The sequence below is a fragment of the Microbacterium sp. M4A5_1d genome, assembly GCF_053345465.1.
In genome coordinates this window covers 410,417-425,432 of the sequence record NZ_JBKFAD010000001.1, presented here as the reverse complement: position 1 = coordinate 425,432, position 15,016 = coordinate 410,417, and the positions used below count along the sequence as shown (strand labels likewise).

Sequence of the window (15,016 nt, the reverse complement as noted above, 5' to 3'; positions counted from 1 at the left end):
GTTCGTTCAGTCTTCCGAGACCCCAGGTGCGGCGTCGGGAGCGTGGTGCAGCCACAACACGCCGAGCGGAGGAATCACCATGGTCGCTCGTCCGTCGGTCGCGTGCACGGTGCCGAAGTTGCCCACGCCGGAACCCCCGTATGCCTCGGCGTCGCTGTTGAGGACCTCGCGCCACGCGCCATCCGCCGGCAATTCGAGCGTGTACTCGTGCAGCGGTACTCCCGAGAAGTTGCAGATCACCGCGACGGTGTTCCCGTGGTTGTCGCGGCGCGCGAACGCCATGACGTTCGGGTTCCAGTTGGGCGCGCCGAGACGGCTGAAGGCCTCGCCGTCCGAATCGCGGGACCAGAGGGCGGACTGGTCTCGGTACGTGCGATTCATGTCCGCAACGAACGCGTGCAGCCCACGGTGCGCCGGCTGGTCGAGCATCCACCAGTCGAGCTCGCGTGATTCGGACCATTCCGACATCTGCCCGAACTCCTGCCCCATGAACAGCAGCTGCTTGCCCGGATGTCCCCACATGTACGCGAGGTAGGCGCGCATGTTGGCGAGCTTCTGCCAGTGGTCGCCGGGCATCCGGGTGAACAGGCTTCCCTTGCCGTGCACGACCTCGTCGTGGCTGATGGGCAGGACGAAGTTCTCGCTGAACGCGTAGACGAATGAGAACGACAGCTCACCCTCGTGGTGACCCCGGTACATCGGGTCTCGCTTGATGTACTGCAGCGAGTCGTTCATCCACCCCATGTTCCACTTGAACCCGAAGCCGAGGCCGCCCCACTCCGTCGGTGCGGTCACGCCCGGGAAGCTCGTGGATTCCTCCGCGATCATGGCGATGCCGGGGTAGCGCTTGTACGAGGTCGCGTTGACCTCCTGGAGGAACGAGACTGCCTCGAGGTTCTCACGCCCGCCGTGCACGTTGGGCTCCCACTGCCCCTCCTCGCGGGAGTAGTCGAGGTAGAGCATGGAGGCGACAGCATCGACCCGGAGGCCGTCGACGTGGAACTCCTCGAACCAGTACAGGGCGTTCGCGACGAGGAAGTTGCGCACCTCGTTGCGTCCGTAGTCGAAGATCAGCGTTCCCCAGTCGCGGTGCTCGCCGCGGCGGGGGTCCGGGTGCTCGTACAGCGGCTGCCCGTCGAATCGCGCCAGCGCGAACGAGTCCTTCGGGAAATGCCCGGGGACCCAGTCCATGATGACGCCGATGTCCGCCTGGTGAAGCCGGTCGATGAGGTAGCGCAGATCATCGGGTGAGCCGAAGCGGCTGGTCGGGGAGTAGTAGCCCGACACCTGGTAACCCCACGAGCCGCCGAACGGGTGCTCGGCCAGCGGCAGGAACTCGACATGGGTGAAGCCCTGTTCGCGAACGTAGTCGATGAGCTGGTCGGCGGCGTCTCGGTAACCGAGTCCGGAACGCCACGACCCGAGGTGCACCTCATAGACCGACATCGGCTGGGAGACGGGCGTCGACGTGCTGCGCCGATCGAGCCACGCGGCATCCTCCCACTCGTAGGAGCTCGCGGCGACGATCGACGCGGTCGCGGGCGGCACCTCCGACTGGCGGGCCATCGGGTCGGCCTTATCGATCCATGCACCGTCGGCCGTGAGGATCTGGAACTTGTAGACAGCGCCGGCGTTCAGCCCCGGAACGAAGAGCTCCCAGACCCCGGACTCGCCCATCGAACGCAGCGCGTGGCCCTGGCCGTCCCAGCCGTTGAAATCACCGATCACCCGGACCGCGCGCGCGTTGGGCGCCCAGACGGTGAACGACACCCCCGGGACGCCGTTGTGCAGGCGGACATGAGCGCCGAGGACGCGCCAGAGCTCTTCATGGCGACCTTCGCGGATGAGGTGCAGGTCGAGCTCGCCGATCGTCGGAAGGTGACGGTACGGGTCATCGGACACCCAGGCTGGCGCTTCATCGTATGTGGCCACGACCCGGTAGGCCTCAGGGCGTTCGTCGAGAGCCGCTTCCCACACGCCGGCGCGGAGGTGGCGGAACGAAGCCTCGGGCTGGTTCGCGAAAACGGCGGTGACCGTGCGAGCCAGCGGGCGGCGCACGCGGATCACCCAGCCGTCCTCGGTCTGGTGCGAGCCGAGCACGTCGTGCGGAGCGTGGTACGAGCCGGTGGCGACCGAGTCGAGGACGTGGTCTGCGGGGGCGTTCATCGGCGTTCCTTCACGTGCAGGATGTGCATGGGCTCGGCGAAGGCGTCGAGCCGCACATAGTTGTGGTCGTTCCAGGTCCAGACGGCGCCGGTGAGCAGATCCTCGACCTCGTACTCGTCGCCGGGGGCGACGCCCCAGACCGACGTGTCGAGGTGGACCGTCGTCTCGCGTGCCGAATGCGGGTCGACGTTGACGACGACGAGGATCGTGTCGTCCCTGCCGTCGGCCGTCAGCGCGCCGGGAAGATGCTTGGAGAAGACCACGATCGCCTCGTCGTCGGACCAGTGGAACGAGAGGTTCCGGAGCTGACGGAGCGCGGGGTGGGTGCGCCGGATCTCGTTGAGGCGCGTGAGGTAGGGAGCGAGCGACTCGCCGCGTGCCTCGGCGCCCGCCCAATCGCGGAACTTGTACTCGTACTTCTCGTTGTCGATGTTCTCTTCCGACCCCGGGCGCGCGACGTTCTCGATGAGCTCGTACCCCGCGTACACGCCATAGGACGCCCCCGCGGTGGCGGCGATCCCGGCGCGGATCTTGTAGGCGGGGCGGCCGCCGTATTGCAGGTACTCGGTGAGGATGTCGGGGGTGTTCACGAAGAGGTTCGGACGCATGAAGTCGGCCGTGTCGTGGGCGACCGAGGTCAGGAACTCCTCGAGCTCCTCCTTGGTGTTCCGCCACGTGAAGTACGAGTAGCTCTGCTGGAACCCGGCCATCGCGAGGCCCTGCATCGGGGCGGGGCGGGTGAACGCCTCCGCCAGGAAGACGACGCCGGGCGTCTCGTCGGCAACGGTCGCGATCAGCCACTCCCAGAACTGCAGAGGCTTGGTGTGCGGGTTGTCGACGCGGAAGATCCGCACGCCCTGCGCGATCCAGTGGCGCACGACCCGCAGCACCTCGGCGCGGATGCCCGCGGGGTCGTTGTCGAAATTGACCGGGTAGATGTCCTGGTACTTCTTGGGCGGGTTCTCGGCGTACGCGATCGAGCCGTCGGGCAGCGTGGTGAACCACTCGGGATGCTCCGCGACCCAGGGGTGGTCGGGGGATGCCTGCAGCGCGAGGTCGAGCGCGACCTCGAGGCCCGCGCCGGAGGCCGCGGCGAGAAAGCCGCGGAAGTCCTCGAGCGTCCCGAGGTCGGGGTGCACCGCGTCGTGACCGCCCTCGGGGCCGCCGATCGCCCAGGGCGAGCCCGGATCATCCGGGCCGGCGGTCAGGGTGTTGTTCGGCCCCTTGCGGTGAGTGCGCCCGATCGGGTGGATGGGTGGCAGGTAGAGGACGTCGAACCCCATGGCGGCGACGGCGGGCAGGCGGTCTCGCGCGGTGACGAACGTGCCGCTGCGGACGGAGCCGTCGGAGAGACGTTCGGCGCCCTCGGAGCGGGGGAAGAACTCGTACCAGGCGCCGACGCCCGCGCGCTCGCGTTCGACGAGCAGCTCGTGCTCGTCGCCGACCGTCACGAGCGACTGGAGCGGGCGATCGGCGAAGACGCGCGCGAGATCGGCGTCGCGGACGACCGCGAGCGCATCGACCGCGTCGACCGCGGCATCCCGAAGTCTCGCGGCGGCCTTCTCGAGGATCTTGCGCTCGGCAGCGGGGCGGGACTTCTCTGCGGCAGCGTGCACGAGCAGGAGGGCGCCAGCCTCGCGCATCAGAGGAACGTCGACTCCGGCGGCGATCTTGATCGCGGCGGCGTGCTGCCAGGTGGCGAAGTCGTCACCGAAAGCCTCGTAGCGGAAGCGCCACACGCCCTCGGCGAGCGGGGCGACGAGGACGGACCATCGGTCGAATCCGTCGTTGAGGGGCGTCAGCCGGTGCAACGACTCACGTCCATCGGGCGAGAACAGCCGCAGATGCACACCGATCGCGTCGTGCCCTTCGCGGAACGCCGTGACTCGGAACGGCACGGCTTCGCCGGCGAAGGCGGAGGGACGGAACCGGCCACCCGGAACCGAGGGGGCGGGGCGCTGGAGCGGGATGCGTCCCGTGACCGTGTCGCCGGCCGACGGAAGCGGCGCGGCGGGGCGGCCGGGGATCTCGGCGGTGCTGCGGAACGGGGCGGGTGAGGTCGTGCGCGTCGTTGATGCCACGGCTCGAACCTATCGCGGTGGACGAGTTCGAAAAACGGGCTTGCGCCTCACTCCGCTCTGAGCAAATGCAACGTCGGCCCCGAGAGGGGGAGGCGGTCGCCCGGGGCGAATCGCGCGCCGTTCTCTCGGGGACGCTCGTCGGCGCTCGACCAGAGGGACACCAGAGATGACGCCGCGCCGACGGGTGGCAGCACGACCTCTGCGTCGTCCTCGCGGCCGTGGATGATGAGGAGCACGCAGTTGGCGGGTTCGTGCGCCGGCGTCGACGTCGCGACGTATTGGAGGGTGCGCTGCTCCGGATCGGTCCATGTCGCCTGCGTCATGGGCTGGCCCTGCGCGTCGAACCACTGGATGACGGATGCCTCGGGCACCTCGTCGTCCGGGGCGGCGTACCGCACGGGGCGCAGGGCCGGGTTCTCGGCGCGCAGCCGCGTGAGTTCCCGCACGTGCGCGAGCAGGTCGACCTGCCAGTCCGCGAGCTGCCAATCGACCCAGGTCAGGGCGCTGTCGTGACAGTAGGCGTTGTTGTTACCGAGTTGTGTGCGGCCCATCTCGTCTCCGGCGGTCAGCATCGGCACTCCGGCCGACAGCAGGAGGGTCCCGACCAGGTTTCGGATCGCGCGATGCCGCGCAGACAGGATGTGCTCGAGCGACGTGTCGCCCTCGGCGCCGTGGTTGAAGGACCGGTTCGTGTCTGCGCCGTCGCGGCCCTGCTCGCCGTTGGCGTCGTTGTGCTTGACGTCGTAAGAGACCAGGTCGCGCAGGGTGAAGCCGTCGTGCGCGGTGATGAAGTTCACCCCCGCCAGCGGACCGCGCTTCGCGCCGAACAGCGGCGCAGAGCCCGCGAGGTGCGTGGCGAGTCCGCCGACGCCGGCCGGTGAGGTTCCGGCTCGGCGCAGGTAGTCGATGTCGCTGAGCCAGAAGTTGCGGACCCCGTCGCGGTAGCGATCGTTCCACTCCTGCCATCCGTCGCCGAACCCGCCGGTGTGCCAGCCGCCCAGCCCGACGTCCCACGGCTCCGCGATGATCTTGTCGTCGCGCAGGATGGGGTCGTCGGCGATCGCCCGCAGCAACGGGTGGTCCGGATCGAACACGTGCTCGGCGTCACGACCGAGGGTCACAGCCAGGTCGAAGCGGAACCCGTCGATCTGCACCTCCTTGCTCCAATAGCGCAGAGAGTCGAGGATCAGTCGTGCGGCGGCGTGGGTCGACGTGTCGACGGAGTTGCCGCAGCCGGTCACGTCGATGTAGGCGCCGTCGTCCTGCTGGCGGTAGTAGCCGCGGTTGTCGATGCCTCGGAAGCTCGACCGCGGTCCGCCCAGCTCGAGTTCGGCGGTGTGGTTGTAGACGACGTCCAGGATGACCTCGATGCCGGCGGCGTGAAGAGCGCGCACTGTGCGTTTGAGCTCTTTCAGGACGGCGGTGGGGCCGCTGCGGCGCGCGTCCTGCGTGGCGTAGGCCGCGTGGGGCGCGAAGAACCCGAGCGTGTTGTAGCCCCAGTAGTTGGCCAGCCCCAGAGCGAGCAGCCGCGGCTCGCTCTCGAAGGCGTGGATCGGCAGAAGCTCGACGCTCGTGACGCCGAGCGAGCGGAGATGGTCGATCATCGCCGGGTGACCGAGTCCGGCGTATGTGCCGTGCAACGCCGGGGGGATGTCGGGATGCCGCTTGGTGAGGCCTTTGACGTGCGCTTCGTAGATGACCGTGCGGTCCCGGGGGACCCGCGGTTTACGGATGCCGCCCCAGTCGAAGCCCGAGTCGATCACGACCGAGCGGTGATCGCCCGGGGCGCCCGAGACGACGCCGCGAGCGTACGGGTCGAGTAGAAGGGTCTGGGGGTTGAAGACGTTGCCCGCCCCGTGCGGTCCATCCACGCGCAGCGCGTACCGGACTCCGGGCCGCAGCGTCTCGATGTCGGCTGCCCAGATCCCGTCGCCGACGGGCTCGAGCGGTCGCTCGTCGACGGCCCAGTCGAGGTCGTCGTCATCGAACAGCACCACGTCGATCGATGTCGCCCGCTCGGACCAGACCCGAAGGGTGCCGCCGTTCTCGCGGAGCGTGACGCCGAGGTCGGTGAATCGGGGATCGTGCAGTCCGGCTGGGCTGGTGCTGTCGGGCATGCGATCTACAGTAATGAGCGTCGGTGAACGCCCGGGGAGGTCGGATGGTCGTCTATCTCGATCATGCTGCGACGACCGCGCTCCGCCCGGAAGCGCGCGATGCGTGGCTGTCGGCCCACGAGACGCTCGGCAACGCCTCGTCGGTGCACGGCGCGGGACAGGCGGCGCGCCGGCTCCTCGAGGATGCGCGCGATGCGGTCGCGTCGGCGCTCGGCTGCGAGCCCATCGAGGTGGTCTTCACGTCCGGGGGGACCGAGGCGATCAACCTGGCCGTCAAAGGGCTCTGGCTCGCCGCCGACGCCGGCGCCGAGTCCTCCGCGACCGGGCCGATCGTGCTGCCTGACGGCGAACACCACGCCACGATCGATGCGGTCGCGTGGCTCGCGTCGCGCTGGGGTGCCGCCGTGCGCCCCGTCGGTCTCGACTCCGTCGGCCGGATCGATCCCGCTCTGTTCGCCGACGCGCTGCCCGGCGCTGCTCTCGCGACCGCGCTCGTCGCCAACAACGAGGTCGGAACGCGCAACGATGCGGCGGCGCTCGCCCGGGCGGCGCGCGACGCGGGGGTGCCGCTGCACCTCGACGCGGTCGCGGCGCTCGGCACCGTCGCCCTCGACTTCGCGGCGTGGCGGGGCGGGGGCGCGACGCCCGACGGCCTCGTGGCCATGTCCGTCTCCGGCCACAAAGTCGGCGCCCCAGTGGGCACGGGCGCGCTCGTCGTATCGCGCCACGCGCAGCTGACACCCCTCGCGCACGGCGGTGGCCAGCAGCGGGGGCTTCGCGCGGGTACCCAGGATGTCGCCGGGGCGGCGGCGTTCGCGGCGGCGCTCGACATCGCCGAGGCCGAGCGCGCCCACGAGGCGGTCCGGGTCGAGCGCCTTCGCGGTCGCCTGATCGAGGGCATCCGATCGCTCGTGCCGTCGGCGGTCATCCTGGGCGATCTTCGCGACCGGCTGCCCGGCAACGTCCATGTGCTCTTCCCGGGCACGATCGGCGAGACTCTCCTGTTCCTCTTCGACACGGTCGGGATCGCGGTGTCGACCGGTTCGGCTTGCCAGGCCGGGGTCACGGAGCCCTCGCACGTCGTGCTCGCCCTGGGACGTGACGCCGACGACGCCCGTGCGGTGCTGCGTCTGACCCTCGGGCGCACGAGCACCGACGCCGACGTCGACGCGTTCCTCGCGGCCCTTCCCGAGGTGCACCGGCGTGCGGTCGCCGCCCGCGCCGGGCGTGCAGCCCGCACGTAGACTGGGGCGATGCGAGTACTGGCTGCGATGAGCGGCGGCGTCGACTCGGCGGTCGCCGCGGCCCGAGCCGTCGACGCCGGGCACGACGTCGTCGGCGTACACCTCGCGCTCTCCCGCGCGGGCGGCACGCTGCGGGCCGGCAGCCGCGGCTGCTGCACGATCGAGGATGCGATGGACGCGCGCCGCGCCGCCGACCTCCTCGGCATCCCCTTCTACGTCTGGGACTTCTCCGAGCGCTTCCGCGATGACGTCATCGACGACTTCGTCGCGGAGTACCGCGCCGGCCGGACACCGAACCCGTGCATGCGGTGCAACGAGAAGATCAAGTTCGCGGCGCTCCTCGAGCGCGCCATCGAACTCGGATTCGATGCTGTGTGCACCGGTCACTACGCCCTCCTGGTCGACGGCCCCGAGGGACGCGAGCTGCACCGCGCGTCGGATGCCGCGAAGGACCAGTCGTACGTCCTCGGCGTGCTCACGGCGGAGCAGCTCGCCCACACCTACTTCCCGCTCGGGTCGACGCCCTCGAAGGGCGAGGTGCGCGCGGAGGCGGCCGAGCGTGGTCTGACGGTCGCGCAGAAGCCCGACAGTCACGACATCTGCTTCATCCCCGACGGCGACACCCGAGGGTGGCTCGCCGAGAAGGTCGGCGCCGAGGCGGGCGAGATCGTCGACCGCACGGGAGCGGTGGTCGGACGTCACGAGGGGGCGCACGCGTTCACCGTGGGTCAGCGCCGAGGCCTCCAGCTGGGCGTTCCAGCGCCGGACGGCAAGCCTCGCTTCGTGCTCGAGGTGCGCCCGGTGGACAACCGTGTCGTGGTGGGTCCGAAGGAGGCGCTGGCGACCGCTGAGATCGCGGGGGGCCGCTTCACGTGGGCCGGGCGGGCGCCGTCCGAGCGCGTCTTCGCCTGCGAAGCGCAGATCCGGGCGCACGCCGATCCTGTCCCGGCCCGAGCCGAGATCACCGAGAACGAGATCGTCGTGACCCCTGACACTGCCTTCGACGGCGTGGCTCCGGGTCAGACGGCCGTGATCTACGACGGCTCGCGCGTTCTCGGACAGTTCACGATCGACCGGACCGTCTCGGCCGTCCCGGTCGACGCCTGATCGAGCCGGCGGCGGCGCGCAGCGCGTCGGCCAGCTCCGTGTAGCGGAACCGGTACCCCGCTTCGAGGAGGCGCTCGGGGACGACCCAACGGCTCTTCAGCACGAGTTCCGGTTCGGTGCGCAGGAGCCACATCGCGGGTTCGAGCATCCACCGCCAGGAGGGAACGCCGAACGGCATCCCGACGGTGGAGCGCAGCTCTCGCATGAGGGTGCGGTTATCCGATGCGTGCGGACTCACGACGTTGACGATTCCCGCCATGTCCTCGTGCGCATCGACCCAGCGCAGCGTGCCCACGACGTCGTCGATGTGCACCCAGCTGAACCGCTGCCGCCCGCGCGTGCGATACCAGGGTGCGGTGCTCCCGGTCGGGTGATCGCCGATGCCGCGATAGCGGCGGTGCGGCATGATCGGACCATCGATCTGCGGGCCGCCGAGGCCGACGCGGGCCAGCGTCAGCAGCATGGCGGTGGCGGGCCCCGGGCCCAGGACGATGGCCATCCGCAGGGCGACGCGGCGCGTCCGCGGAAGCTCGCCGTTGAAGAACGCCGCCTCCCATGCGCGTGCCACGTCGACGGAGAAGCCGCTCCCGAGCTCGCCGTCTGATTCGGAGTTCGGCCGGTCGGTCGCGTGACGGTAGATCGTGGCGGTCGACGCGTTGACCCAGAGTCGCGGCGGTTGTGCGGCCCGGCGGACGGCAGCGGAGAGGTCGCGCGTCGTCGCCACCCGCGAGCGCAGGATCTCGTCGCGGTTGCGATCGGTGTAGCGGCAGTCCACCGATTTGCCTGCCAGGTTGACGAGGAGATCCGCGCCGTCGATGAGGCGGGCCACGGCGGCCGCATCGTCCCACGTCCTGCCGGACGCGCGCCCGATCGTGTCGACGGTATAACCGTCGGTCGTGAGCGCGTCGACGATTGCGGTGCCGATGAATCCGGAGGCGCCGGCCACGACGGCGCGGGGGCGGGTGTTGCTCATACGGTCATCGTAGTAGTTTCTGAACATGTTCAGTACCGGAGGAAACGGTCCGCACGATCGGTCGATATACGAACGCGCGCTCGGGGGGGACCTCTCGCGCATGCCGCCCGTGCTCCGCGTCTACTTCGGCTCGATACCCGCGGGGTGCGTCGGGGTCGGAGAGGGCATCTACGACGAGGCGGGCTACTGCGGCCCCCGCTGGCTGCGGCCCATCGTCCGCTTGTTCGCTGGGCGCGGGGTGATGTTCCCCGAACGGGGTACCGACGTACCGTTCGTGGTCGTGAACACGCCCCGGCGGGACGATTCTCTCCACGCGGAGCGCGACTTCCTCTTCGCCGGTGCCCCGCGGCGCATGGTCGACGCGATGAGCTGCGCTCGAACCGGCGAGATCGTCGACCGTCTCGGTCGTCGGGGCGGGCTGGAAGTGCGCCTTCGCGCCGAAGCCGACCTCCGCGGGATGCGGATGCGGTCCGTGGGACTCGCCGTCCGATTGGGTGCGGCGCGGCTGCCGCTTCCTCCGGTGGCGGGAGTGGCCGTGACCGAGACTGCGGACCACGCGGATGCCGTGGCGCAGCGCGTCGAGGTGAGCGTGCGGGCGTGGCTGATCGGGGAGCTCTTCCGCTATCACGGTTCGTTCACGTACCGCATCCAGCCGGCCGACGGGAACCCCGTCCGCGGCGTCGTACCCCCTGCCTAGACTGACGAGGTGGCAGACGGAGAACTCCCCGAGATCACCCTCGACGAGGCGCGCGCAGAATCCCGTGACCTGATCGACCGGATCACCGCGGCGCGCGACGCGTACTACGGTCGCGATGCCGAGGTCGTCGACGATGCGACGTACGACGGGTGGATGCGTCGCCTCGACGAGCTCGAGCGAGTGCATCCCGAGCTGCAGTCGCAGGACTCGCCCACGCAGACGGTCGGCGCCGCCGAGTCGACGCTGTTCGCGCCGGTCACGCACGCCGAACGGATGCTGAGCCTCGACAACGTCTTCTCGCCCGAAGAGCTGACCGATTGGTGCGTCAAGGCAGCGGCGTCCGCCGGCCGTCCTGTCCGTTGGCTCTCCGAACTCAAGATCGACGGACTCGCGATCAGCCTGCGCTACGAGAACGGCGTCCTGACATCTGCCGCGACACGCGGCGACGGCCGCGTCGGTGAGGACGTCACCGTGAACGCCCTGCGCGTCAGCGGCATCCCCGAGCGCCTCGCGGGAGACGGGCACCCGGCGGTCGTCGAGGTGCGCGGCGAGATCTTCATCCCCGTCGCTGAGTTCGCTCAGCTCAACGCGCTCCAGGCCGAGATGCGCGATCGTGTGGTCGAAGATGCGCGGTCCCGTTCCCGCGCGTTCGACGAGGAACGCGCGCGCATCAGCGCCGAGCGCCGATTCCCGGCCTTCGCGAACCCTCGCAACGCCGCGAGCGGGGGGCTGCGCCAGCAGCTCGACAAGAAGTCGGGTCTCGAGCTCGAAGCCTCCGAGGCCCGCGTCCGCTCACTCCGGCTCTACGTGCACGGGATCGGAGCCTGGCAGAATCCGCCGGTGTCGTCGCAGAGCGAGATCTATGCGCTCTTGGCTGAATGGGGTCTGCCCATCAGCCCGCACTCGCAGACCCACGAGAGCATCGACGGCGTGCTCGGCTACGTCGCGCACTTCGGCGAGAACCGTCACAGCGTCGAGCACGAGCTCGACGGTGTGGTCGTGAAGATCGACGAGCTGGCGCTGCACGACGAGCTGGGCGCGACCAGTCGCGCACCTCGCTGGGCGATCGCCTACAAGTACCCGCCGGAACAGGTCAATACCAAGCTGCTCGACATCGTCGTGTCGGTCGGTCGCACCGGCCGGGCCACGCCCTTCGCCGTGATGGCGCCCGCCCGCGTCGCGGGCAGCGTCGTGCGGCAGGCGACGCTGCACAACCAGGACGTCGTCCGCGCCAAGGGCGTCCTCATCGGCGACACCGTGGTGCTGCGGAAGGCGGGGGACGTCATCCCCGAAGTACTGGGACCCGTGGTCGAGTTGCGCGACGGCACGGAACGCGCGTTCGTCATGCCCACGAACTGCCCCGAGTGCGGGTCGCCGTTGCGCCCCGCCAAGGAGGGCGACATCGACCTCCGCTGCCCCAATGCGCGCTCCTGCCCGGCGCAGGTGCGTGGTCGCGTCGAGCACGTCGGGTCCCGCGGCGCCCTCGACATCGAGGCGCTCGGAGAGGTCACGGCAGCCGCCCTCACGCAGCCGCTGGGCGACGCCACCCCGCCGCTGGTGACCGAGGCCGCTCTCTTCGAGCTCACCCTCGATCAGCTCGTGCCGATCGAGGTCATCGTCCGCGACTCCGAGACGGGCGAGCCCCGTGTGGACGAGAAGACGGGCGAACCCGTGCGGCGTGCTCCCTTCCGGCGCAACCCCTCGGCTGCGGAGAAGAAGGATGGGCTGACCGGACCGCAACCGTCGGCGCAGGCACTGAAGCTGCTCGACGAGCTCGAGAAGGCGAAGACGAAGGAGCTGTGGCGGTTCCTCGTCGCGCTCAGCATCCGCCACGTCGGTCCGGTCGCGGCGCGTGCCCTCGCGCAGTGGTTCGGCTCGATCGCCGCGATCCGTGCGGCGACGCGGGACGAACTGGCGGCCGTCGAGGGCGTGGGCGGCATCATCGCGGATTCTCTGATCGACTGGTTCGAGGTCGACTGGCACAGCGAGATCGTCGAGCGATGGGAAGCCGCCGGGGCGCGGCTCGAGGTACCGGGTCACCCCGGACCGGGCGCAGCCGTGGTCGAGGGCGGAGTTCTCGAGGGCATCACCGTCGTGGCGACGGGATCGCTCGAGGGCTACACCCGCGAAGGCGCCCAGGAGGCGATCCTCGCCGCCGGTGGAAAGGCCGGCTCGTCCGTCTCGAAGAAGACCGACTTCGTCGCGGCGGGGCCGGGCGCAGGATCCAAGCTGGCCAAGGCAGAACAGCTCGGTGTGCGGATCATCGATGCCGCGCAGTTCCGCCTCCTCGTCGAGCAGGGGCCAGCGGCCCTCGATTCCTGAACAGGGGATGACGCGAGACCGGTGTCTGCGGCTCGACCTAGAGTGACGACGATCACAAGGAGGCCGCATGTCAGATCCGCTCACCCCGCAGGAGATCGCCTGGCTCGATCAGGAGCACCGCCGCGTCACCGAGACCATACGGCGTTACGGTGTGGCGGCCGAGTATGTCATCGGCGACCCGCCGCGCCGCCAGCCGAGCTTCGCATACTCGATCGGCTTGTTCGGCCTCGGTCATCCCGAGGTCCTCGTCTTCGGATTGAATGACGCGAACGCGGGTGCTCTCATCAACGACGTTGCGGCGCGTGTGCGGGCCGGGTCGGATCTCACGGTCGGCGAGGTGCTGTCATTCCCCGGCTGGGCGCATCGCGTGAGCGTGGCGGAGGTCCCGAACCCCGGCGAGGTGCTGTTCTCGGCCAACTCGTACTACGACCGGCCGCCGTTCGCCTCGGTCCCGGCCCTCCAGCTGATCTACGACGATATCGAGGGTCGCTTCCCCTGGGATGAGGGGTACAGCAGGCCGCGCTGGCTGCAGCCGGAGCCGGGCGCCTTCCGCGCGTGAGCGAAGGGCGGGGATCAGCCCGCGAGGAGCCGATCGCGGACTTGGCGACGCAAGACCTTGCCGATCATCGACTTCGGCAGCTCGTCGACGACGACCACCCGACGCGGCACCTTGTAGGGCGTCAGGATGCCGCGGCAGAAGTCCCGCACGTCGGCCTCGTCGATTGTCGCCCCGGGGGCGGCGACCACGGCGGCCACGACATCCTCGCCGGAATGCTCGCTGGGCAGCCCGACGACGGCGGCGTCGGCGATCTGCGGGTGCTGACGCAGCGCGATCTCGACCTCGGTCGGTGCGACGTTGAAGCCGCCGGTGATGATGAGTTCCTTGATCCGGTCGACGATCCGCACGAATCCCGCCTCGTCGATCGTCACGATGTCGCCCGTGCGGAACCAGCCGTCGACGAAGACCTTCTCGGTCTCCTCGGGCTTGCCGTAGTAGCCGGTGAACACCTGGGGGCCGCGGACCAGTAGCTCGCCCCGCCCGCCGGGCTCGACGTCCCGTGTCGGTTCGTCCGGGTCCACGACGCGGCACTCGGTGCCGGGAAGCGGTAGACCGACGGTGCCGGGGACACGGTTCCCGGCCACGGGATTGGCCATCAGGACGGGGGAGCATTCCGACAGCCCGTATCCCTCGACGAGGTATCCGCCCGTCGATGCCTCGAACGGCACGACGAGCTCGTGGGGGAGCGCCATCGCGCCGGAGATCGCGACCTGCGTGCCCGCGAGTGACACGCCCGCCGCATCGGCGGCCGCAAGCAACCGCTCGGCGATCGGCGGAACCAGGGGCAGGAGAGTGGCCGGATGCCGCTTGTGCACCGCGAGCACGAGGGCCGGATCGAACTTCGGGAAGAGGACGAGCCGCGCACCCATCGACATCGCGAAAGTGAGGCAGAGGGTCAGGCCGTACGCGTGGAACATCGGCAGCACCGCGTAGACGACGCAACCCGCGCCGCGCTCGATCGTCGGGGTCCACGCCTGCGCCTGGGCCGCGTTCGCCAGGAGGTTTCGATGGGTGAGCGCCGCGCCCTTGGGGTTGCCCGTCGTGCCGCTGGTGTACTGGATGAGAGCGAGATCACCCGTGGTCGGACCCACGTGGCTCGCCGGCAGGGGATCGTGGCGTTCGGCATCCGACCAGAATCCGTGCACGCGATTGCGGGCCACGGGAGAGGTGAGTGCTTCACGCGACTCGCGCGCCTTGGCGATGGGCAGGCGGAGCGCCGCCCGCATGTGGAACGGCATGGCCGTGGTGATGTCGACGGCGATCACGGCGTTGAGGGCCAGATCGTCGGGGAAGTCGAGCAGCACCGAGACGAGCTTGCTCCAGACGATGGCGACCTTCGCGCCGTGATCTTCGAACTGCTTGCGCATCTCGCGCGGGGTATAGAGCGGGTTGTGCTCGATGACGACGGCCCCCAGGCGCAGAACGGCGTAGAAGGCCACGATGTGCTGCGGGCAGTTGGGCAGCACGATAGCCACCCGGTCGCCGCGGCGCACACCGGCATCCCGCAGGTACGCGGCGGCTCGTTCGATCCGGTCCTGCAGCTGCTGGTACGAGACGGTGCGGCCGAAGAACTCCAGGGCGGGGGCGTCGGGATGCTCCCGTGCGGACGTCGCCACGATGTCGACGAGCGAGCCCTCCATGGGCGGGAGGTCCTCCGGCACCCCGTCGGCGTAGCTGGCGATCCAGGGACGTGGCGGGTCGTAGGTCGTCACGCTGACACCCTACGGGTCTCGCGGGCGATCGGGCCCCA

At 69.8% G+C, this 15,016-nt stretch carries 10 protein-coding genes; 5 read left to right on the top strand and 5 right to left on the bottom strand.

Translation table 11 applies throughout. The features are described from left to right. Window positions 1-6: 6 nt before the first annotated feature. From glgB to glgX, 3 genes are read right to left on the bottom strand one after another with little or no spacing between them, the layout of a single operon-like run. The gene (gene glgB, locus ACLBWJ_RS01960; RefSeq protein WP_447659640.1) at window positions 7-2,166 is read right to left on the bottom strand and encodes a 1,4-alpha-glucan branching protein GlgB; all 2,160 of its coding nucleotides are present in this window, start codon (window positions 2,164-2,166) and stop codon (window positions 7-9) included. Further along, the gene (locus tag ACLBWJ_RS01955; protein ID WP_447659639.1) at window positions 2,163-4,247 is read right to left on the bottom strand and encodes an alpha-1,4-glucan--maltose-1-phosphate maltosyltransferase; all 2,085 of its coding nucleotides are present in this window, start codon (window positions 4,245-4,247) and stop codon (window positions 2,163-2,165) included. Before ACLBWJ_RS01955 ends, glgB begins: the two co-directional genes overlap by 4 nt. 47 nt (window positions 4,248-4,294) lie before the next feature. Beyond that, a complete protein-coding gene (gene glgX, locus ACLBWJ_RS01950; RefSeq protein ID WP_354450695.1) occupies window positions 4,295-6,364 on the bottom strand; it encodes a glycogen debranching protein GlgX in 2,070 nt (689 codons plus the stop codon). A gap of 44 nt (window positions 6,365-6,408) precedes the next feature. Here glgX and ACLBWJ_RS01945 point away from each other — a divergent pair, with 44 nt between their 5' ends. Together ACLBWJ_RS01945 and mnmA are read left to right on the top strand one after the other, a co-directional pair. Beyond that, window positions 6,409-7,608 carry a cysteine desulfurase family protein gene (locus tag ACLBWJ_RS01945; protein ID WP_274178030.1) on the top strand — a complete coding sequence of 400 codons (1,200 nt, stop codon included), beginning with the start codon at window positions 6,409-6,411 and terminating at the stop codon, window positions 7,606-7,608. Window positions 7,609-7,617: 9 nt separating this feature from the next. Continuing rightward, window positions 7,618-8,715, top strand: a complete 1,098-nt coding sequence (gene mnmA / locus ACLBWJ_RS01940) for a tRNA 2-thiouridine(34) synthase MnmA (RefSeq protein ID WP_323987634.1) — start codon at window positions 7,618-7,620, stop codon at window positions 8,713-8,715. On the opposite strand, the gene ACLBWJ_RS01935 is transcribed toward mnmA, so the two are convergent. Beyond that, complete coding sequence (locus ACLBWJ_RS01935) at window positions 8,672-9,688, bottom strand: epimerase (protein WP_354450692.1); 1,017 nt, start codon at window positions 9,686-9,688, stop codon at window positions 8,672-8,674. The genes mnmA and ACLBWJ_RS01935 overlap by 44 nt on opposite strands. Before the next feature lie 100 nt (window positions 9,689-9,788). On the opposite strand from ACLBWJ_RS01935, the gene ACLBWJ_RS01930 reads away from it, so the two are divergent. The 3 genes from ACLBWJ_RS01930 (at window position 9,789) to ACLBWJ_RS01920 (ending at window position 13,266) form a co-directional block, all read left to right on the top strand. After that, window positions 9,789-10,385, top strand: coding sequence for a DUF4166 domain-containing protein (locus tag ACLBWJ_RS01930; protein ID WP_274177825.1), 597 nt, complete (start codon window positions 9,789-9,791; stop codon window positions 10,383-10,385). 9 nt (window positions 10,386-10,394) lie between these two features. Then, complete coding sequence (gene ligA / locus ACLBWJ_RS01925) at window positions 10,395-12,707, top strand: NAD-dependent DNA ligase LigA (RefSeq protein WP_354450690.1); 2,313 nt, start codon at window positions 10,395-10,397, stop codon at window positions 12,705-12,707. Window positions 12,708-12,774: 67 nt separating this feature from the next. Continuing rightward, window positions 12,775-13,266, top strand: a complete 492-nt coding sequence (locus tag ACLBWJ_RS01920; RefSeq protein WP_269266391.1) for a DUF4262 domain-containing protein — start codon at window positions 12,775-12,777, stop codon at window positions 13,264-13,266. Between the two features lie 14 nt (window positions 13,267-13,280). On the opposite strand, the gene ACLBWJ_RS01915 is transcribed toward ACLBWJ_RS01920, so the two are convergent. Further along, window positions 13,281-14,978, bottom strand: a complete 1,698-nt coding sequence (locus ACLBWJ_RS01915; protein ID WP_447659638.1) for a long-chain-fatty-acid--CoA ligase — start codon at window positions 14,976-14,978, stop codon at window positions 13,281-13,283. Between the last annotated feature and the right edge of the window lie 38 nt (window positions 14,979-15,016).

Bases quoted from the DNA above. Each gene is read 5' to 3' on its own strand.
- ACLBWJ_RS01945 (WP_274178030.1), top strand. From the start codon at position 6,409: ATGGTCGTCTATCTCGATCATGCTGCGACGACCGCGCTCCGCCCGGAA.
- glgB (WP_447659640.1), bottom strand. From the start codon at position 2,166: ATGAACGCCCCCGCAGACCACGTCCTCGACTCGGTCGCCACCGGCTCG.
- ACLBWJ_RS01935 (WP_354450692.1), bottom strand. From the start codon at position 9,688: ATGAGCAACACCCGCCCCCGCGCCGTCGTGGCCGGCGCCTCCGGATTC.
- glgX (WP_354450695.1), bottom strand. From the start codon at position 6,364: ATGCCCGACAGCACCAGCCCAGCCGGACTGCACGATCCCCGATTCACC.
- mnmA (WP_323987634.1), top strand. From the start codon at position 7,618: ATGCGAGTACTGGCTGCGATGAGCGGCGGCGTCGACTCGGCGGTCGCC.
- ACLBWJ_RS01920 (WP_269266391.1), top strand. From the start codon at position 12,775: ATGTCAGATCCGCTCACCCCGCAGGAGATCGCCTGGCTCGATCAGGAG.
- ACLBWJ_RS01930 (WP_274177825.1), top strand. From the start codon at position 9,789: ATGCCGCCCGTGCTCCGCGTCTACTTCGGCTCGATACCCGCGGGGTGC.